This is a genomic window from Marmoricola sp. URHA0025 HA25, assembly GCF_054059435.1.
The window spans coordinates 2,993,159-3,011,501 of sequence record NZ_JBSSCD010000001.1 but is presented as its reverse complement, the minus strand read 5'-3'; the positions used below and the strand labels follow the sequence as shown (position 1 = coordinate 3,011,501).

At 70.5% G+C, this 18,343-nt stretch carries 20 protein-coding genes and 1 pseudogene; 12 read left to right on the top strand and 9 right to left on the bottom strand.

The features are described from left to right. Positions 1-30: 30 nt before the first annotated feature. Positions 31-891: a DUF2785 domain-containing protein gene (locus tag ACVW00_RS14835; RefSeq protein ID WP_457111669.1), complete on the bottom strand. Its 861-nt coding sequence runs from the start codon at positions 889-891 to the stop codon at positions 31-33. A 32-nt stretch (positions 892-923) separates the two neighbouring features. On the opposite strand from ACVW00_RS14835, the gene ACVW00_RS14830 reads away from it, so the two are divergent. Further along, positions 924-2,393, top strand: a complete 1,470-nt coding sequence (locus tag ACVW00_RS14830; RefSeq protein WP_457111668.1) for a sensor histidine kinase — start codon at positions 924-926, stop codon at positions 2,391-2,393. A 1-nt stretch (position 2,394) separates the two neighbouring features. On the opposite strand, the gene ACVW00_RS14825 is transcribed toward ACVW00_RS14830, so the two are convergent. After that, positions 2,395-2,646: a WhiB family transcriptional regulator gene (locus ACVW00_RS14825; protein WP_457111667.1), complete on the bottom strand. Its 252-nt coding sequence runs from the start codon at positions 2,644-2,646 to the stop codon at positions 2,395-2,397. 199 nt (positions 2,647-2,845) lie between these two features. Here ACVW00_RS14825 and ACVW00_RS14820 point away from each other — a divergent pair, with 199 nt between their 5' ends. Next, entirely contained in the window at positions 2,846-3,250 is a 405-nt protein-coding gene (locus ACVW00_RS14820) for a hypothetical protein (protein ID WP_457111666.1), read from the top strand. On the opposite strand, the gene ACVW00_RS14815 is transcribed toward ACVW00_RS14820, so the two are convergent. The 6 genes from ACVW00_RS14815 to sodN all read right to left on the bottom strand — a co-directional run bounded on the left by ACVW00_RS14815 (position 3,251) and on the right by sodN (position 8,993). Then, on the bottom strand, positions 3,251-4,027 hold the full coding sequence (locus tag ACVW00_RS14815) for an RNA polymerase sigma factor SigF (protein WP_457111665.1): 777 nt from the start codon (positions 4,025-4,027) through the stop codon (positions 3,251-3,253). It lies immediately after the preceding gene. 3 nt (positions 4,028-4,030) lie between these two features. Then, positions 4,031-4,414, bottom strand: coding sequence for an anti-sigma factor (locus ACVW00_RS14810; protein WP_457111664.1), 384 nt, complete (start codon positions 4,412-4,414; stop codon positions 4,031-4,033). A gap of 91 nt (positions 4,415-4,505) precedes the next feature. Next, positions 4,506-7,250, bottom strand: a complete 2,745-nt coding sequence (locus ACVW00_RS14805; RefSeq protein WP_457111663.1) for an FAD/NAD(P)-binding protein — start codon at positions 7,248-7,250, stop codon at positions 4,506-4,508. Then, the gene (locus tag ACVW00_RS14800) at positions 7,247-7,669 is read right to left on the bottom strand and encodes a rhodanese-like domain-containing protein (RefSeq protein ID WP_457111662.1); all 423 of its coding nucleotides are present in this window, start codon (positions 7,667-7,669) and stop codon (positions 7,247-7,249) included. The genes ACVW00_RS14805 and ACVW00_RS14800 overlap by 4 nt, the downstream gene beginning before the upstream one ends. Further along, positions 7,666-8,190, bottom strand: a complete 525-nt coding sequence (locus ACVW00_RS14795) for a cysteine dioxygenase (protein ID WP_457111661.1) — start codon at positions 8,188-8,190, stop codon at positions 7,666-7,668. The genes ACVW00_RS14800 and ACVW00_RS14795 overlap by 4 nt, the downstream gene beginning before the upstream one ends. 401 nt (positions 8,191-8,591) lie before the next feature. After that, the gene (gene sodN / locus ACVW00_RS14790) at positions 8,592-8,993 is read right to left on the bottom strand and encodes a superoxide dismutase, Ni (protein WP_457111660.1); all 402 of its coding nucleotides are present in this window, start codon (positions 8,991-8,993) and stop codon (positions 8,592-8,594) included. A 111-nt stretch (positions 8,994-9,104) separates the two neighbouring features. On the opposite strand from sodN, the gene ACVW00_RS14785 reads away from it, so the two are divergent. The 8 genes and pseudogenes from ACVW00_RS14785 (at position 9,105) to ACVW00_RS14750 (ending at position 15,299) form a co-directional block, all read left to right on the top strand. Beyond that, the gene (locus ACVW00_RS14785; RefSeq protein WP_457111659.1) at positions 9,105-9,437 is read left to right on the top strand and encodes a S24/S26 family peptidase; all 333 of its coding nucleotides are present in this window, start codon (positions 9,105-9,107) and stop codon (positions 9,435-9,437) included. 166 nt (positions 9,438-9,603) lie between these two features. Next, complete coding sequence (locus ACVW00_RS14780; protein WP_457111658.1) at positions 9,604-10,818, top strand: NAD(P)-dependent malic enzyme; 1,215 nt, start codon at positions 9,604-9,606, stop codon at positions 10,816-10,818. A gap of 9 nt (positions 10,819-10,827) precedes the next feature. Next, a complete protein-coding gene (locus ACVW00_RS14775) occupies positions 10,828-11,811 on the top strand; it encodes a zinc-binding dehydrogenase (protein WP_457111657.1) in 984 nt (327 codons plus the stop codon). Between the two features lie 21 nt (positions 11,812-11,832). Next, on the top strand, positions 11,833-12,498 hold the full coding sequence (locus ACVW00_RS14770; protein WP_457111656.1) for a nitroreductase family protein: 666 nt from the start codon (positions 11,833-11,835) through the stop codon (positions 12,496-12,498). Continuing rightward, positions 12,491-12,988 carry a VOC family protein gene (locus ACVW00_RS14765; protein ID WP_457111655.1) on the top strand — a complete coding sequence of 166 codons (498 nt, stop codon included), beginning with the start codon at positions 12,491-12,493 and terminating at the stop codon, positions 12,986-12,988. The genes ACVW00_RS14770 and ACVW00_RS14765 overlap by 8 nt, the downstream gene beginning before the upstream one ends. Next, the gene (locus tag ACVW00_RS14760; protein WP_457111654.1) at positions 12,978-13,628 is read left to right on the top strand and encodes an SDR family oxidoreductase; all 651 of its coding nucleotides are present in this window, start codon (positions 12,978-12,980) and stop codon (positions 13,626-13,628) included. The genes ACVW00_RS14765 and ACVW00_RS14760 overlap by 11 nt, the downstream gene beginning before the upstream one ends. Positions 13,629-13,792: 164 nt before the next feature. Then, positions 13,793-14,314, top strand: a pseudogene (locus ACVW00_RS14755) (MFS transporter); the annotation flags it as partial. Between the two features lie 187 nt (positions 14,315-14,501). Next, positions 14,502-15,299, top strand: coding sequence for an MFS transporter (locus ACVW00_RS14750; RefSeq protein ID WP_457111653.1), 798 nt, complete (start codon positions 14,502-14,504; stop codon positions 15,297-15,299). Here ACVW00_RS14750 and ACVW00_RS14745 read toward each other — a convergent pair whose 3' ends face one another. Continuing rightward, complete coding sequence (locus tag ACVW00_RS14745; protein ID WP_457111652.1) at positions 15,300-15,941, bottom strand: TetR family transcriptional regulator; 642 nt, start codon at positions 15,939-15,941, stop codon at positions 15,300-15,302. It abuts the gene before it with no gap. A gap of 147 nt (positions 15,942-16,088) precedes the next feature. On the opposite strand from ACVW00_RS14745, the gene ACVW00_RS14740 reads away from it, so the two are divergent. Together ACVW00_RS14740 and ACVW00_RS14735 are read left to right on the top strand one after the other, a co-directional pair. Further along, the gene (locus tag ACVW00_RS14740; protein WP_457111651.1) at positions 16,089-17,198 is read left to right on the top strand and encodes a ferredoxin reductase; all 1,110 of its coding nucleotides are present in this window, start codon (positions 16,089-16,091) and stop codon (positions 17,196-17,198) included. Positions 17,199-17,207: 9 nt separating this feature from the next. After that, positions 17,208-18,338 (top strand): fatty acid desaturase family protein, encoded by a 1,131-nt coding sequence (locus tag ACVW00_RS14735; protein ID WP_457111650.1) that lies wholly within the window; start codon positions 17,208-17,210, stop codon positions 18,336-18,338. The last annotated feature ends 5 nt before the right edge of the window (positions 18,339-18,343 follow it).

The following is an 18,343-nucleotide window of genomic DNA, read 5'->3' as shown; positions in this document are numbered from 1 at the left end:
AGGCTACAAGGCGTCAGGCGGGGCCGTCCCTCAGTGGGCGCCGGGGGAGCTGAAGTACGCCGGGTTGGTCGACCGCAGCGTGTCGGCGAGCACCAGCAGCAGGTCGGAGCGCACGGCCGGGTGGCCCGCGGACGCGGTGCTCAGCGAGAGCTGCAGGTGCAGGCTGCGCAGGTAGGACTGCACGTTGCCGGAGACCAGGTAGGGGTTGCGCTGGATCGAGCCGCGCCCGACCGCACCGGTGGCCAGGCGGGCCACCCACGGCTCCAGGACGTCGATGCCGAGGACGTCGCGGCGCAGCAGGTGCATGGTCGCGTAGGCGAGCCGGTCGCCCTCGCCGCAGACGAAGAAGGCGTCGGTCGGCATGAGCAGCCGGTCGGCGACCACGTCGAGGATGACCGTCAGCTCGAGGCGTCCCATGACGGGGGAGCGGGCGAGCGCGCCGAGTGCGTCGGCGCCGTGCGCGACGGCGTGTGCCCATCCCTTGCCGGGGACGAAGCCGCGCAGGTCGCGCTCGCGGGCGTACCAGCTCATGATCCGGTCGCCCCAGCGGAGCACGACGTTCGGACCACCGAGCGCCGCCTTCGTGGTGCGGTCGATGCACTCGGTCAGGATCAGCGCGGAGAAGCTGCGCCGGAACACCGTGTCGCTCTCGACCTCGCCGAGCCCGATGTCCAGGCCGTGGCACATCCCGTCGCCGAGGCCGACCAGCAGGTCGTCGTAGACACCCTCGTCGATCCAGGTCGCCATCGTCGGGAAGGCGATGCCGTCGCGGATCTCGGGGTCCGGGTCGCCGAGCATCCGGGTGAGGTCCTCGGTCATCTCCACGAGCGATCGTTCCTGAGGCACCTTGAGGCCGTCAGCGACCACCTGTTCCCAGAATCCCGAGGGCATGGCGAGCATTCTTGCACCCGTACCCTTGCATCGTGCCGTCGCTCCCCGAGCTCGTCCGGGACCACACCGACCTCGGTCCCGACGACATCGCCTGGCTCGGTCTGCTTCAGGCGGACTGGCAGATCATCGCCGACCTCTCGTTCGCCGATCTGGTGCTCTGGCTGCCCGATCGGGAGGGCACGGGCTACTGGGCAGTGGGCCAGATGCGCCCGACCACGGGACCGACCGCGCTTGTCGACGACGTCGTCGGCAGCTTCGTCGCGAGGGGTCGCCGGCCGCTGCTGGACGCCGCCCTGGGCGAGGGGCGGATCGCGCGGGAGGGAGACCCCGAGTGGCGCGACGACGTGCCGGTCCGGGTCGAGGCGATCCCGGTACGCCGCGGTGAACGGATCATCGCGCTGGTCGCCCGCAACACCAACCTGCACGGCGTACGCACTCCGAGCCGGCTGGAGCTGTCCTACCTGCAGACCGCCAGTGAGCTGACCCAGATGATCGCCCGCGGCGCCTTCCCGTACGCCGGCCAGCGCTCGGACCACGCCGACTCACCGCGCGTCGGCGACGGCTTCATCCGGGTGGACGCGTCCGGCACGGTCACCTACGCCAGCCCGAACGCCATGTCGGTCTACCGCAAGCTCGGGCTCACCACCGACCTGGCCGGCGAGGACCTGGCGGTGGTGACCCGGCAGCTCGTGCCGCCCGAGCTGCGTCCGGACGAGGAGTCCATCAGTGCGGTGCTCAGCGGCCGGACGCCCCGCGACACCGAGCTCGGCAACCGGCAGGGCACGGTGATCGTCCGGTCGATCCCGCTGCGGCCGACGGGCGACCACACCGGCGCCCTGATCCTGCTGCGCGACGTCACCGACCTGCGCCGGCGCGATCGCGAGCTCGTGACCAAGGACGCGACCATCCGCGAGATCCACCACCGCGTGAAGAACAACCTGCAGACCGTCGCCGCCCTGCTGCGGCTGCAGGCCCGGCGCATCGGGTCGGCGAGCGGGCGCGAGGCCCTCGAGGAGGCGGTCCGCCGGGTCGGGGCGATCGCGGTCGTCCACGAGACGCTCAGCCAGACCTACGAGGAGGAGGTCGAGTTCGACGCGGTGGCCGACCAGCTGCTCGGCCTGGTCCGGGAGGTGGGCGGCGAGACCGCCGCGTCGGCCGGCGGGGTCCGGCTTCGACGTACCGGCTCGTTCGGCACGGTCGGCTCGGACGTGGCCACGCCGCTGGCGATGGTGCTCACCGAGGTGCTCCAGAACGCGATGGAGCACGGCTTCCCCGACGGCCGGGCCGGCACGATCGAGGTGGCGGCCGGCCGGACCCCGACAGGGCTCTCGGTGTGCGTCACCGACGACGGCGTAGGGCTGCCGGCCGACTTCGACCCGGAGACGTCGAGCAGCCTGGGCCTCTCGATCGTGCGCACGCTGATCGGCGAGCTGGGGGGCTCGCTGCAGATCACCCGTCGCCAGGACGGGAGCGGCACGCTCGTGGAGCTGGCGCTGCCGTAGCTCAGGCGGTGCGCACCCGCGCGCGGGCGTTGCGCCGCTTGAGCGCCCGGCGCTCGTCCTCGCTGAGTCCTCCCCAGACGCCATGGTCCTGCCCGACCTCGAGCGCCCACGCGAGGCACTGCTCGCGGACGTCGCAGCGGCGGCAGACCTGCTTGGCCTCCTCGATCTGCAGGATGGCCGGGCCGGTGTTGCCGATGGGGAAGAACAGCTCCGGGTCTTCGTCGAGACACGCGGAGCGGTGGCGCCAATCCATGGCGAGGAACTCCTGTTTCTAGAGGTGTGTGAACGCGTTCACTAGTTCGCTCCTGGCGCAGGGCCGTTCAGGTCCGGACGCAGGAATGTCACTACGTCAAGGATGATCAGGCGCAGCTACCCAGTGATGCTGTCAACAACCGGCCCCGGAAACAACCCCTCGGGCAGGTCGGGTTCATCACAGCACCTAGGCTCGCGCCATGGAGACCGGATCGCCGTACTCGCGCCACGGGGCCCCGGCGCCCCTCGTGACCGCGGCCGGCCTCACCCTCGTCGAGGGCCTCCTCACGGCGATGTACGGGATCAGCGAGGCCGTGCACATCACCTCCGAGCGCCTGGTGATGGGGCTGACCACCTCGGTCTTCTTCCTCGTGTACGGCGCTGCCCTGATCGTCTGCGCCTGGGCGATCAACCGCCTCCACACCTGGGCCCGCGGGCCGGTGCTGCTCACCCAGCTGATCTGGCTCGGCCTCGCCTGGAACTTCCGCGAGGGCGACACGCTGCCGCTCGCCGTCGGGCTCGCCGTGCCCGCGGTGGTGGCGCTCGTCGGGATGCTCCTGCCCAGCTCCGTCGACGCCCTCGAGGGCGGCCCCCGCGAGGGGTGATCAGCTGATCGAGTCGCGCAGCTCCGCGAGGGTGCGCGCCAGGAGCCGGGACACGTGCATCTGGGAGATGCCGACCTCCTCGGCGATCTGGGACTGGGTCATCTGCCGGAAGAAGCGCAGCACCAGGATCTGCCGCTCGCGCGCCGGGAGGCTCTCGATCAGCGGCCGGATCGACTCACGGATCTCGACGTGGTCCAGGGCGTCGTCGGTGGCGCCCATCTGCTCCAGCATCGACCCGATGCCGTCCTCGTGTCCCGAGCCGGCGTCGAGCGACAGGGTGGCATAGGCATTCGACGACTCGAGCCCCTCCAGGACGTCCTCGAGCGCCACGCCGAGCCGCTCCGCGATCTCCTGCGACGTCGGGGTGCGTCCCAGCTGCTGGGACAGGTCGCTGGTGGCGCCGGCGATCGACATCCGCAGCTCCTGCAACCGCCGCGGCACCCGGATCACCCACCCCTTGTCCCGGAAGTGCCGCTTGATCTCGCCGAGGATCGTCGGTACGGCGTACGTCGAGAACTCCACGCCCCGGTCGGAGTCGAACCGGTCGACGGCCTTGATCAGCCCGATCGTGCCGACCTGCGCGAGGTCCTCGAGCGGCTCACCGCGGTTGAGGAACCTGCGGGCACAGTGCTCGACGAGCGGCAGGTGCAGCTCGACCAGCTCACCACGGGCGCGGGAGCGGTCGATGGCAGAGCTGTGCGCAGCAGCCAGCTGTGCGAACAGCGCGTGACTGCGTTCCCGAGAGGTGGAGGACCCGTCCTCCTGGTGCTGCGTCATCGTTCAGGCCGGCGCACTCGATGTCGTCGAATTGACTGCCAGGGAGATGCTCAGGACGTCCTCGCCCGCGGTGGCCTTGACGTCGGCAGCGGTGCTCGTGAGCACCTGCCAGGCGAAGCTGCTCTGGTCCGGCGGGGACGGGTGGACCGCGTCGACGGAGACCTCCACCTCGATGCGGCCCTCGCTGAGTCCGAAGCGGGCGACCAGCCGGCCACCGGGCCGGGCCCGCTCGAGCAGGATCGCGCTCGCCTCGCCCACGGCCATCCGCAGGTCCTCGATGTCGTCGAGGGTGAAGTCGAGGCGCGCGGCGAGACCAGCGGTCGCCATCCGGAGCACCGCGACGTAGGCACCGTCCGCCGGGAGGCGGAGCTCTGCGTCGGACTGCATGCGGGAAGCCTAAGCGAAACCGACTGGTACCGAAGCGGCAATCGCCGCTGCGCACGTGCTCGGACCCGTGGGGGGAGTCCGGCTCCGCCGCCTATCCCGCAAGCTTCGCGGAGGTCAACAGGTCGCGACGGCGGCTGTCCAGCGGCGAGGGCCGCCTCTCCAGGCGGTCGTCGATCATCCGCCGGGCAGCCTCGATCTGCCCGTCGTGGATGAGGCAGTCGATCAGCGTCTCCTCGAGCACCTCGCGTTGAGCGGCTGAGCCGCCGAGCGCGACGATCCGCGGCATGGTCTCCTGGAGCTGGGCTGCGGCGCCGCCGTGGTCCTGGTCGAGCGCACGGGTCAGGGCCTCGCAGATCGTGGCGGCTGTGCCACGCATGGCGGGGTCGTGGGAGTCCCGGCAGTGTCGCGAGAGCGACTCCAACGCCTTCGCGTCGCCGTTCCCCGCGTGTGCGAGTGCGGCGTGCAGGGCGATGAAGGGTGTCGTGGGCGCGGTCAGGAGCTCCGGGTCGACCTGCTCGAGCACCGGCGCCACCGGTGGCGTCTCGGCCGGCTGCAGCTGCGACATCGTCACCTTCCACCGCCACAGCAGCGAGGCGGAGTCGACGAGTGCGCGTACTCCTGAGACGCCCGGAGGGGCGAGCTGGGAGTAGTAGCGGTGGCGAACCGCCTCGAGGTCGCCGAGTGCGAGCTCGTGCAGCGCCGCGTGCCAGGAGAAGTGCGCGCGGTGGCTCGCCGACTGTCCGCTGGAGCCGACCCAGTGGTCGAGCCATGTCCGGCCGACGTCGTGCTGTCCGGTCTCGTAGAGCACGTGGGTCAGGGCATGGACGGCGTGCCCGGAGGACGGCTCGCACGACAGTGCGCTCTCGGCCAGGAGCCCGGCCTCGTCGAAGCGCGACTGGTCCTGGCGGGTGAACGCCAGCAACGAGATGTACCACCAGTGGTCGCCGTAGGCCGGAGCAAGGCCCTCGACGAGCTCCCAGGCCTCCTGCTGCACGTCGGTCACGCCCGAGAACGCGATCGTCGGCACCGCCGCCGAGACCGCGAGCGCATCGCGCGGATGCTGGGCGATGTGCGCCATCAGCGCTCGCGCGCCGGCACGACGAGCGTCCTTGACGCGGACGCCGACGACGTCCACGAAGCTGCGCTCACGCTCGTCGGCTCGACGCCGCGCCGAGCTCCGTGCAGCCCGCAGCGACGCCTGCACGTCGGTGGTCGCGCCGGCCTCGTGGCCGAGGAGCGCGAGCGCCGCATGGGCGATGGCGAAGTCCGGATCCACCTGGGTGGCGTCGCGCAGCAGGTCCTCACCACCGTCCTGCAGGCGCATCACCCGCTCCAGTCCGGCGTTGTAGAGCGCGGCGGCCTCGGCGGTCGTCGAGAGCGGAAGGCCCAGCGGGTCACGGGGGCGGGCAGCCGGGTGGTGCCCGCCGACCAGTCGTCCGTCGGCGAGTCGACGGGGTGCGGGAGCGATCGCGTCGAGGACGCTGGTGGCGACAGCCAGCGCCTGGGTCCGGATCTCGGGCACCGCCGTCGACTCCCACAGCTCGCCACGGCGCAGCGCTCCGAGCGCCCAGATCGGAGCACGGCTCGAGCCGTCGGTGTCGACCAGGCGCCCGTTCTCGGTCCGGACGCCCATGCCTGCCGTGGCAGGGGTTGCGAGCGCGGAACCGGCACGCGGTCGCAGCAGGTCGTCGATCAGCGGGTCTCCGAGGACACGCACGTCGGTCTGCGGCCCGGTGCAGTTGACCACCCACCCGACATCGCGGCTCGACCCGTCGGAGAGCCCGACCCGGAGCCCCCCGAGTGGCAGGGGCTGCGCATCGAGCACCTCAGCGGCGTGAACCGCGAGACGCTCCTGCAGGCGAAGCTCGTCGAGCCGACCGGCGCTCGACGGAGGAAGCCGGTGACGCAGGACGTTCCACTCGCCGGCGTCGTGGCTGAGGAACTCGAGCCGGTCCTGCTCGCTGAGCCGATCCCAGAGCGCCGTGACCTGGAAGCGGATGCCGTCCATGCCGGGCCGCCAGTCGCCCGTCGTCAGCGCAACGGCAGCCAGGTGGTCACGCGTCGCGCACCGCAGCTCGTCCAGCGTGTGGCCCCAGGTGGAGATGTCCGGGATGACTGCGGGCCGCAGCTCCGGGGCGTGGACCTTCGGCAGCCGTGCGCTGCGCGAGACTGCGTGGATCACCCGGTCGCCGGGATTGCGCTCGCCGGTCAACGAAAGGACCACGTCGACCATCGTGAGGCCGGTCCCCACCACGAGCACGTCGGCGGGTCCGGTCCGGTCACGGCGTACGACGTCCAGGGCGCCGGGCGCCCACGGGTCGTCGACGAAGAATGCCGAGTCGCGCACGGACCGGGGCGCCCACGACGACCCGGCGGCCGGAAGGCCGCAGCCCAGGACCACGGCGTCCGCGGACAGCTCCTCGCCATTGTCGGCCGAGACCCTCACGCCCGACGTCGCCTGACGGATGCCCGTCGCACGCGCGCGCACGTGGTGCACGGTCGTGTTCACCAGACTGCCGGCGAGTGAGGTGGTGAGGAGTTCCTCGAGGTAGCGCCCGTAGTCGCGTCGCGGCGCGAACTCGTACGCCTCACCACCGCGCCACTGCACGAAGTGCGACGGGTCCTCTGGCAGGGCGCTCATGCCGGCCGCGGGCACGTTGAGGAGGTGCTGGTCGTCGACCGTGCCGAACGCCGTGCCGCGACCCCAATGGTCCGCCGGGTCGAGCAAGGTGATGTCGACCCCGACCGCTCGCCGGCCGGACTCTCGCACGAGATGGATCGCGGCGAGGGTGCCGGACGCGCCGGCCCCGATGATCACGACGTGTGGACGGCTCACAGGTCGGCCGCCGCAGTGACGACCTGCTCGACCGGAGTCGGGCCGGCGGTCGTCGGCAGCCCGTCTGCGCGCCACGCGTGGATGCCGCCGACCACGTCCGTCGCGTCCAGGCCGAGGGAGACCAGGGAAGCGGCGGCGAGCGAGGACGTGTAGCCCTCGGTGCAGTAGACGATCCAGCGCGTGTCCGCCGAGGCCAGCGGCAGTCGGCTCTCGGAGGCGGGGTGCAGCCGCCACTCGAGGTGGTTGCGCTCGACCACGACCGCACCAGGGATCTCGCCGTCGGCGCGACGCTGCCACTCCGGTCTGATGTCGACCAGCTGGGCACCGGCCCGCACCGCCTGCTCCGCCTCCTGCGGTGACAGGCGGACGAGGTTCGCGCGCGCAGCAGCCAGCATGTCCTCGACGCTTGCGAACGTCACGACGCCTCGCTCCTGGGCGCAGGCGTCTCCGGGTCCTCGGTCCAGTTCCAGCCGGCGTCGACGAGGCTGCTCGCCGCCGTGTCGTAGTACCGCATGAGACGAATGGGCGGGGAGTAGGCGTGAACGCTCACGGCCGGTGACTCGAGGTGATTGCGCACGTCGTGGACGTAGTCCGGTCCGAACGCGACGACGTCACGCTCCTCACGCAGGTTGTTGACCAGCACGCCGCGCCCGTCGACCTCGCTCCACACGTACTCGTTCAGCACGCCGTCGACCACGGTGAACGCGCCTGACGAGCCGCCGTGGTCGTGCAGCTCGGTGCCCTGCTCCGTGGTCCAGCTGATCAGCCAGACGTCGACGTCGTCGTCGGTGTGGATGCGGACGTGCCAGCGCTCCTCGGTCTGGAACTCGGCGACGTAGCTGCCGGTGCGCACGTCCTCGGCGTATCCCTCCACCAGGGCACGGAGCTCCGCCGGGGAAAGCCGGGACGCACGGTCGGGGTGAGGGGGAACGGCGGCCATGCGCCGATGGTAGCAAAAGTCGAGTTTGTTGGTGGACATTGGTGACTTGCGTGGCATGTCGGGGCTGCGACCGGACCCCGAACGTGGTCGACGCCGCGCTCGGTCCGCTCGGAGCCCGTGCGGACTCCCTGCGGACCGAGGCGGCGTCGGTCACCTTCGGCGGTGACGCCTTCGCGAGCTCAGGCGCACTCAGACCATCCGGCATGAGCAAAGCAACGACTTGCCTGTGGTCACCTTCGGACGGTGACGCCTTCGCGAGCTCAGTCGTCCTGACGACCAGAAAGGCCTGAGGAAGCAACGACTTGCCTGTGGGTCACCTTCGGACGGTGACGCCTTCGCGAGCTCAGTCGTCCTGACGACCAGAAAGGTCTGAGGAAGCAACGACTCCGTCGTTGCTTCGTTCAGGCCTTCTTGGTCTCCCAGAAGATCTCGGCGATCTCGTCGATCTTGGCGAGCAGCTGGTCGGCCACGGCCGCGTCCAGGGTGCCCTTGGTGCCGGTTGCACCGGCGAGCTTGGTGGCCTCGTTGACCAGGCCGTGCAGCTGCGGGTACTTCTCGAAGTGCGGCGGCTTGAAGTAGTCGGTCCACAGCACCCACAGGTGGTGCTTGACCAGCTCGGAGCGCTGCTCCTTGATGATCACCGCACGGGTGCGGAAGTCGGGGTCGTCGTTGTCGGCGACCTTGGCGATGATCGCCTTGATCGACTCGGCCTCGATGCGTGCCTGGGCGGGGTCGTAGACACCGCAGGGCAGATCGCAGTGGGCGGAAACCTCGACGGGGGGTGCAAACAGTCGCGCGAACATCCTCAGGTCCTCTTCTGTTGGCTGACTCCGGTGGGTGCTGCTCAGGGGGGCCCGGACCACGAGATCGACTCCGGGCGTGACCACGAAGGGTCGCTTGCGACACTACTCCGCATGGGACAACGCGCACGCTGGGGTCTCGCCCGGGTGCGCGGGCGCTCGATGGAGCCGACGCTCGCCGAGGGTGACCGCCTGCTGGTTCGGTACGACGCTCCTGTCCGCGCGGGCGATGTCGTCGTCGCGCGGTTCCCCGACGGCGTGGTCGCGGTCAAGCGGGTCCTCGGCGCGGAGGCGCACTTCTCGGGCGACGAGGCGTGGCTGCTCGGCAGTGACAACGCGGGCGCGCCGGGGGCGCGACGGGCGCCCGTGCGCAAGACCGAGGTGCTCGCCGTCGTGCGCCTGCGCGTCTGGCCACGGCCCGGTCGCGTCCGGCGTACGGGTGCCTGATCGGCCGTGCCTGCACTGGTTGCCCTGTGGTGTGCCTGGGGGCTGTGAGACGATGAGCGCTGGGTGACCCCCCTGTTCCGGCACTCCGCGGACTCACGCAAGGTCCGCGTCGAGCAGCCTCAGCACGCTACGCACCTGCGTTCCCAGTCACGAGAGAGCCAACCTGATGGTTGCATTTGACCCGATCCCCGACCTCGAGCCCGTCGCCGACGTCGAGGACTCGCACGCGCACGACCCGGTCTTCGAGCTGCACGCCGGCGGCAAGATGGAGATCGCCTCGACCGTCGCGCTGAACGGCCCCGCCGAGCTGTCGATGGCCTACACCCCCGGTGTCGCCCGCGTGTGCGAGGCGATCGCGGAGGACCCGGCGCTGTACGCCGACTACACCTGGACGGCCAACACCGTCGCGGTGGTGACCGACGGCACCGCGGTGCTCGGACTCGGCGACATCGGACCGCGCGCCGCGATGCCGGTGATGGAGGGCAAGGCGGTGCTGTTCAAGCAGTTCGGCGGGGTCGACGCGATCCCGATCTGCCTGGACACGACCGACGCCGACGAGATCGTCGAGACCGTGGTGCGGCTGGCTCCGAGCTTCGGCGGCATCAACCTCGAGGACATCTCCGCTCCCCGCTGCTTCGACATCGAGGAGCGGCTCAAGCAGCGGCTGGACATCCCGGTCTTCCACGACGACCAGCACGGTACGGCGGTCGTGGTGCTCGCCGCGCTCGAGAACGCGATGCGGCTGACCGGGAAGTACCACGACACCGTGCGGATCGTGGTCTCGGGCGCGGGTGCCGCAGGGGTCGCGGTCACCCGGATCCTGCTCGCGGCGGGCTACCGCGACATCGCGGTGGTCGACCGCGCCGGGGTCCTGCACCGGGACCGGTCCGACCTCAACCCGGTCAAGCGCGCCCTCGCGGCGGACACCGCCGACACGACCGGTCGCTGGGGGTCGCTGGGCGGCGTGATGGAGGACGCGGACGTCTACATCGGGGTCTCCGGCGGGACCGTCCCCGAGGAGGTCGTCGCCTCGATGGCGGACGACGCGATCATCTTCGGCCTGGCGAACCCGAACCCCGAGGTGCACCCGACGGTCGCGCACAAGTACGCACGGATCGTGGCGACCGGGCGCTCGGACTTCCCCAACCAGATCAACAACGTGCTGGCCTTCCCGGGCATCTTCCGGGGCGCGTTCGACGCGCGGGCGAGCGCGATCACCGAGGGCATGAAGCTCGCGGCGTCCCAGGCCATCGCAGCGATCGTCGCCGACGAGGCCCGTGACGACATGATCATCCCCTCGCCGTTCGACCCGCGGGTGGGTCCGACGGTCGCCGCCGCGGTGGCGGAGGCCGCCCGGCGCGACGGTGTCGCGCGGCGATAGCCTCGAGAGATGTTCGCCGTCTACGCCGAGAAGTTCTCGACCGACACTGGTAACACTCAAGACGTGCTCTCCGGCCTGGTGCTGGGGGAGCGGCCCGACCCGGACGTGCCCGACGGCTGGGCGAAGGTCACCGTGAAGGCGGCCTCGCTCAACCACCACGACCTCTGGTCGTTGCGCGGCGTGGGGCTCCGTGAGGAGCAGCTGCCGATGATCCTCGGCTGCGATGCGTCCGGGTACGACGAGGACGGCAACGAGGTCGTCGTGCACGCCGTGATCAACGACCCGGCCTGGTCCGGCGACCAGACGCTCGACCCGAAGCGCTCGTTGCTCAGCGAGCGACACCAGGGCACCTTCGCGGAGTTCGTGGTCGTGCCCCGGCAGAACATCATCGCCAAGCCGTCATCGCTGTCGTTCGCGGAGGCGGCCTGCCTGCCGACCGCGTGGCTCACGGCGTACCGGATGCTGTTCACCCAGGGCGGCCTCAAGGCCGGCGACACCGTGCTCGTGCAGGGCGCCGGCGGTGGCGTCGCGACGGCGCTGATCACGCTCGCGCGGGCGGGCGGCCTCAAGGTGCTCGCGACCAGCCGCGACGAGGCCAAGCGGCAGCGCGCGCTGGAGATCGGCGCGCACGAGGTCTTCGAGTCCGGTGCGCGGCTCCCCGTGAAGGTCGACGCGGTGATGGAGACGGTCGGCCGGGCGACCTGGTCGCACTCCATCCGTGCGCTGCGGCCCGGCGGCGCGATCGTCATCTCCGGTACGACGTCGGGCCCGAACCTCGACGACGCCGAGCTGACCCGGATCTTCTTCCTGCAGCTCAAGGTGGTCGGCTCGACGATGGGCACCACGTCCGAGCTGGCGAGCCTGGTGAACCTCCTGGACGCGACCGGCACGAGACCGCTGATCGACCGGGAGCTGCCGATGGAGCAGGCGCGCGACGGGTTCGCCGCGATGGCCGAGGGTGACGTGTTCGGGAAGATCGTCTTCACTCGCTAGCGCAGCGGTCAGGAGGCCACGGTGGAGCTCTACGAGGTCATGCGGACCACGGCCGCGGTCCGGGAGTTCACCGATGACCCGCTCCCCGACGAGGTGCTGCACCGGATCCTGGACAACGCCCGGTTCGCGCCGAGCGGCGGCAACCGGCAGGGCACCCGGATCGTCCTCGTCCGCGACCAGCGCACCCGCGAGGCCCTGGTCGGGCTGACCCAGCCCGGTGTCCGCCGGTACGTCGCCCAGCGGAAGGCGGGCGAGGGCCCATGGAACCCGGTCGAGCCGACCGCGCTGTCCGATGCCGAGATCGCGGCGACCGAGGTGCCAGACAGCTTCACGGTGCCGTTGAGGGAGGCCGCCGTCGTGCTCGTGGTGTGCGTCGACCTGCGGCTGGTCGCCGCGATCGACCAGGACCTCGACCGGGTCGGGCTCGTCGCCGGAGCGTCGGTCTACCCGCTGGTCTGGAACATCCTGCTGGCGGCTCGCAACGAGGGGTTCGGGGGCACGATCACCACGATGGCGGTCGCGGAGGAGCCGGGCGTCAAGGAGCTGCTCGGCATCCCGGGGGAGTTCGCCGTTGCGTGCGTCGTACCGATGGGCAAGCCTGTGAAGCAGCTGACCAAGCTGACCCGAGCCGAGGTGCCCGACCTCGTCCGGCTGGAGACCTGGGACGGGGGCGCCTTCGATGGCTGAGCTGGACCTGGACGCGATCGGCGTCGAGCGCGAGCGGATCCGGTCCACCTACCTGGCCGACGAGGGACAACGCCCGGCATCGACGGCACGCGGGCTGCACCACTTCGCGATCGTGTGCCGTGACGTCGAGGAGACGGTGCGCTTCTACTCGGGCCTGCTCGGCTTCCCGCTGACCGACATCTTCGAGAACCGCGACTACCCGGGCTCGAACCACTTCTTCTTCGACATCGGCAACGACAACCTGATCGCCTTCTTCGACTTCCCGGGGCTCGACGTCGGGCCCTACGCCGAGGTCCTGGGCGGGCTGCACCACGTCGCGATCTCGGTCGAGCCGGAGAAGTGGGCGATGCTGCGCGACCGGCTCGACGAGGCCGGAGTCGAGTACCAGAGCGAGAGCGGCACCTCGATCTACTTCCGCGACCCCAACGGCGCCCGGCTCGAGCTCATCGCCGACCCGCTCGGCGAGATGTACGGCACCCGTGTCCTCTGAGACCCGCACTCACCTGGTCACGGGCGCGGGCTCCGGCATCGGCCTGGAGATCGCGGACCGTCTCGCCGCGCGTGGCGACCGCGTCGTGCGGCTGACCCGCGCCGTCGTCGACCTCACCGACGTCGTCGCGGTCACCCGGTGGGCGACGGACCTGGCCGAGGACCTCGAGCGGCTGGACTCCCTCGTGCACAGTGCCGGGACCGTCGACCTCGGGTCGGTCGCGGAGCTCGATGTCGACGCCTGGCAGCGCCACCTCGCCGTGAACCTGACCGCACCAGCTGTGCTGACCGCGCCGCTCCTGCCCGCGCTGCGCGCCGCGGGCGGCACCGTGGTGTTCGTCAACTCCTCAGCGGGCCTGACCGCCCACCCGCTCTGGTCGGCGTACTCCGCCTCGAAGTACGGCCTCCGCGCGCTCGCGGACTCGCTGCGCGCCGAGGAGGCGGAGAGCGGCGTCCGGGTCACCACGGTGTTCCCCAGTCGCACGGCGACGCCCATGCAGGAGAAGGTGCACGAGCAGGAGGGCCGCACGTACGACGCCTCGCGGTGGCTGCGACCCGGGACCGTCGCCGACTCGGTGCTGCACGTGCTCGACCTGCCTGCGGACGCCACGATCCCCGAGCTGGTGGTCCGCCCGCGCTGACCGGCACTCACCGGACCCGAAAATCGGTCGAGGATGTCGGCGGGGTCCCGTAGGTTTCTGACGTCGCCGATGTCGGATTCGCCCGCGGCTGTTCGTCGTACTGGTGACCGCGTTTCTCCGGGCGGGCCAGAGCCCGGCCGCCCCGCACTGCAAAGGACCCTCGCATGTCACACGACTCAGCCGCTCCGACCGCGGGAGCCAGGACCAGCACCGGCGACATCGCCGTGCTCCGCTGGCTGGTCGCGGCGACCTTCATCGTGATCCTCAACGAGACGATCATGGTCAACGCGCTGCCCCGGCTCCAGGTGGAGTTCGGGGTCACCGAGCGGGCGTCCCAGTGGCTGACCACCGCGTTCCTGCTCACGATGGCGGTGGTCATCCCGGTGACCGGCTGGTTCCTGCAGCGGGTCACGACCCGGCAGGCGTTCGGCCTCTCGATGGTCGTCTTCTGCTCCGGCACGCTCCTGGCGGCGCTCGCGCCCGCGTCGATGTTCTGGGTGCTGATCGTGGCCCGCGTCGTCCAGGCGTCCGGCACCGCGGTGATGATGCCGCTGCTGATGACGACACTCATGTCCGTGGTCCCGCAGAGCGATCGCGGCAGGGTGATGGGCAACGTGACCCTGGCGATGTCCGTCGCTCCGGCGATGGGTCCCGCCGTGTCCGGCCTGATCCTGGAGTACCTCTCCTGGCGCTGGATGTTCGGCCTGGTGCTGCCGGTCGCGGCGCTGATCGCGCTCGCGGGGCTCTCGCGGCTGAAGAACGTCGGTGAGCCGACGGCCGGCTCGATCGACATCCCGAGCGTGGTCGGCGCAGCCCTCGGCTTCGGGAGCCTGGTCTACGGCCTGAGCCTGATCGGGCGCGAAGGACCAGCCGGTGGCTCCGCAGCTCCTGATCCCCGGCGCACTGGTCGTGGTCGCCCTGTTCGTGCTCCGCCAGATCCGCCTCCAGCGCACGGACTCCCCGCTGCTCGACCTGCGCACGCTGCGGCACCGCACCTTCACGCTGTCGCTGGCGCTGATGGTCGTCGCGTTCATGGGCTTCCTCGGCTCGCTGGTGCTGCTGCCCTTCTACCTGCAGAGCGCGCGCGAGCTGAGCACCCTGAAGACCGGCCTGCTGATGATGCCGGGCGGCCTGGCGATGGGCCTGCTCGGTCCGCAGGTCGGCAAGGTGTTCGACCGGGTGGGCGGGCGTCCGCTCGTGATCCCGGGTGCGGTCGGCATCCTGGTCGGCCTGACGCTGTTCACGCAGGTCGGCCTGGACACGCCGTTCTGGCAGATCGTCGCGACCCACGTGCTGATGATGACCAGCCTGGCGTGCGTGTTCACGCCCGTGTTCACGCTGGGGCTGGGAGCCGTGCCGCCGCAGCTGTACTCCCACGCGAGCTCGCTGCTCGGGTCGCTCCAGCAGATCGCCGGCGCAGTCGGCAGTGCGATCTCGCTGACCATCCTGGCGTCGTTCACGGCCGGCATCGCGGTGACCTCAGCGGCCTTCAAGCCGGCGCTGATCGACGGGATCGACCGCGCGTTCATGGTCAGCGCGGGGCTGGGCGTGGTCGTGCTCGTGCTGGCGACAGTGATCCCCGGCCGGCTGCCGGCCCAGGAGGGCGAGATCCCCGAGATGGCCGAGGGCGACCTCGGCGACGGCCTGGCGGAGCGGGTGCCCGCGGTCTGATCAGTCCGGCGTGCGCGAGCGCCAGTTCTGCGCGCCGACGATCACGATCAGCAGCTGGGTGCGGGCGCGTCGGGTGATCGCAGCCCGCTCGCGCTCGGTGGACTCCAGGATCTCCTCGGCCACCCCCACCATCGCCACCACGATCAGCCGGGAGAGCACCTGCAGGTCCTCGCCGGACCAATCGTCCATCGGCAGCCGGGCCAGGTCGGTGGCGAGCTCGCGCTCGAACAGCGCGAACTGCTGGAGCACCGCTGCTCGGACCACGGCGGAGCCGCCGGAGCGCTCCCGCGCGATGAACGTGAAGTGCGCGCGCCGGGCCCGGACGTGCTCGTCGAGCACCTCGACCGAGCGGTCGACGATCTCCTCGAGCGGCGGGTTGCCCCGTCGTACGTCGCGGATCATCGCGCGCAGGGAGACGAACGACTCCTCGACCAGCTCCAGGCCGAGCTCGTCGATCGAGGCGAAGTGGCGGTAGAACGCGGTCGGCACGATCCCGACCTCCCTGGCCACCTGGCGCAGGGAGAGCCCGACGAGACCGGTCTCCTCGCTGAGTCGCAGCGCCGCGTCGAGGATCGCCCGGCGGGTCCGCTCCTTCTTCTCCCCGCGCGTCTGCGCCGGGCCCTCGGCCGTCGTCTCGGTCACCGGGCCAGCGTAGTGACTTCCGCAACCTGATCATCGGTGCACAGCCGTGCACCGTGGTGGGCGTCACGCCGGATCCGCTTGACCGCGGTTCTGACACCCCGTCATAGTTTCAGTGAACGCACGTACACCGAAACTTCCGGAGCTGTCATGACCCTCGCCGAGCGGATCCTGGGCTCGAAGACCCTCGCGGCGCTCACGTCGCCGCACGGGGTCGACCGCTACCTCGAGATGGTCAACCCGATGTGGGCGGCCACCGAGGTGCGTGCCCGCGTCGTCGACATCCACCGCGAGAACCCCCGAAGCGACTCTGCCGAGGTGGCCACGCTCACCCTCCAGCCCACCAGCACCTGGCGCGGACACCGGGCCGGTCAGTACGTGCAGGTCGGCGTCGAGCTGCCCGGCAGCGCGCGACGCCTGACCCGCTGCTTCTCCATCTCCTCCCCGGCGTCCCTGCCGGGTGAGCGGATCGCCCTGACCATTCGTGCGCACGACGAGGGTCAGGTGAGCAAGTTCCTGGTCCGTGAGGCGAAGGTCGGCCAGATGCTGCACCTGAGCCAGGCCGACGGTGACTTCACCCTCCACGAGAGTGCGGCGACCCCGACCAACAACCACCTGCTCTTCATCACCGGCGGGTCCGGGATCACCCCCGCGATGTCGATCGTCCGCACGCTGCTGCGTGATGCCCCTCGACGTGGGCACAGCGACGGGCGAGCCAACCGCAAGGTCACCTTCCTGCACTACGCACGCTCGCCGCAGGACCAGATCTTCGCCGAGGAGCTGGCCCGGATCGCGGCGGACGACAACCACGTCGAGGTGCACCTGCGCCACGGCGACCACCGGTTCAGCGAGTTCGAGCTGCGCCGGCTCGTCCCCGACTTCGCGAACACCGACACCTGGGCCTGCGGCCCGGCCGGCCTCGTCGAGCTGGTGCGCGAGGCGTACGACGGGAGCGACCGGGTCCGCGTCGAGTTCTTCAAGCCGCCCGCGGTCGCGAGCGGCACGGCCGACGGAGACGTCACCTTCGCGAAGGCCGGTCGGTCGTCAGCGAACACCGGCGCCAGCCTCCTGGAGCAGGCCGAGGCGCTCGGGCTGAAGCCGGAGTTCGGCTGCCGGATGGGCATCTGCTTCTCCTGCGTCACCACCAAGACCGAAGGCACCGTCAAGAACATCCTCACTGGCGAGGAGAGCTCGCTGCCTGATGAGGACATCCGGATCTGCGTCTCGTCGCCCGTGGGCGACTGCGCCGTCAACCTCTGAGGAGACACCATGGTTTCGACAGGCTCAACCACCGAGGATCGCACCCTCACACTCACCCCCGAGCAGCTCGACGAGTTCGGCAAGGAGATGGACGCGATCCGCCAGCGGGTGATCGCCGATCTCGGCGAGACCGATGCGGCGTACATCCGCAACGTCGTCAAGCGCCAGCAGCAGTTCGAGGTGGCCGGCCGGGCGCTGTTCTACCTGCCCCCGGCCTGGCCGCTGGCCGTGGCGGCCCTCTCGATCTCGAAGATCCTCGAGAACATGGAGATCGGCCACAACGTGATGCACGGCCAGTACGACTGGATGGGCGATCCCAAGCTGAACTCGCGGATGTACGACTGGGACAACGTCTGCCCGGGCGAGCAGTGGAAGTACTCCCACAACTACATCCACCACACGTTCACGAACATCCTCGGCAAGGACCGCGACATCGGCTACGGCATCCTGCGGATGGACGAGGACCAGAAGTGGCACCCGTACTACCTCGGGAACCCGGTCTACGCGTTCCTGCTGATGGTGTTCTTCGAGTGGGGCGTCGCGATGCACGACCTCGAGGTCGAGAACATCGTCAAGGGCAAGCGGACCTTCGCCGACAACAAGGCACTGCACAGCGGGATCATGCGCAAGGTCCGCCGCCAGGCGCTCAAGGACTACCTGCTGTTCCCGGCGCTCACCGGCCCGCTCTTCCCGCTGACCTTCGCGGGCAACGCGACGGCCAACCTGGTCCGCAACATCTGGGCGTTCAACATCATCTTCTGCGGCCACTTCCCGGCCGGCGTGGCCACGTTCTCCGAGGAGGAGTGCGAGGACGAGTCGCGCGGGCACTGGTACTACCGCCAGCTGCTCGGGTCGGCGAACATCAGCGGCGGCAAGCTGCTGCACCTGATGAGCGGCAACCTCTCGCACCAGATCGAGCACCACCTGTTCCCCGACATCCCGGCCCGGCGCTACCCCGAGCTCGCGGTCGAGGTTCGCGCGCTGTGCGAGAAGTACGGGCTGGAGTACAACACCGGTGGGCTCGGCAAGCAGCTGGGCAGCGTGGCCCGGAAGATCTTCCGGCTCTCGCTGCCGAACCGGAAGCCGGCCGGGAGGCCGGAGCCACGACGGGCGCAGACCGCAGATCGAGCGGCTGCGTGATGGGC

Coding starts and splice junctions, on each gene's coding strand:
- ACVW00_RS14820 (WP_457111666.1), top strand. CDS start 2,846: ATGGAGACCGGATCGCCGTACTCGCGCCACGGGGCCCCGGCGCCCCTC.
- ACVW00_RS14810 (WP_457111664.1), bottom strand. CDS start 4,414: ATGCAGTCCGACGCAGAGCTCCGCCTCCCGGCGGACGGTGCCTACGTC.
- ACVW00_RS14815 (WP_457111665.1), bottom strand. CDS start 4,027: ATGACGCAGCACCAGGAGGACGGGTCCTCCACCTCTCGGGAACGCAGT.
- sodN (WP_457111660.1), bottom strand. CDS start 8,993: ATGTTCGCGCGACTGTTTGCACCCCCCGTCGAGGTTTCCGCCCACTGC.
- ACVW00_RS14785 (WP_457111659.1), top strand. CDS start 9,105: ATGGGACAACGCGCACGCTGGGGTCTCGCCCGGGTGCGCGGGCGCTCG.
- ACVW00_RS14735 (WP_457111650.1), top strand. CDS start 17,208: ATGGTTTCGACAGGCTCAACCACCGAGGATCGCACCCTCACACTCACC.
- ACVW00_RS14775 (WP_457111657.1), top strand. CDS start 10,828: ATGTTCGCCGTCTACGCCGAGAAGTTCTCGACCGACACTGGTAACACT.
- ACVW00_RS14825 (WP_457111667.1), bottom strand. CDS start 2,646: ATGGATTGGCGCCACCGCTCCGCGTGTCTCGACGAAGACCCGGAGCTG.
- ACVW00_RS14780 (WP_457111658.1), top strand. CDS start 9,604: ATGGTTGCATTTGACCCGATCCCCGACCTCGAGCCCGTCGCCGACGTC.
- ACVW00_RS14835 (WP_457111669.1), bottom strand. CDS start 891: ATGCCCTCGGGATTCTGGGAACAGGTGGTCGCTGACGGCCTCAAGGTG.
- ACVW00_RS14765 (WP_457111655.1), top strand. CDS start 12,491: ATGGCTGAGCTGGACCTGGACGCGATCGGCGTCGAGCGCGAGCGGATC.
- ACVW00_RS14740 (WP_457111651.1), top strand. CDS start 16,089: ATGACCCTCGCCGAGCGGATCCTGGGCTCGAAGACCCTCGCGGCGCTC.
- ACVW00_RS14795 (WP_457111661.1), bottom strand. CDS start 8,190: ATGGCCGCCGTTCCCCCTCACCCCGACCGTGCGTCCCGGCTTTCCCCG.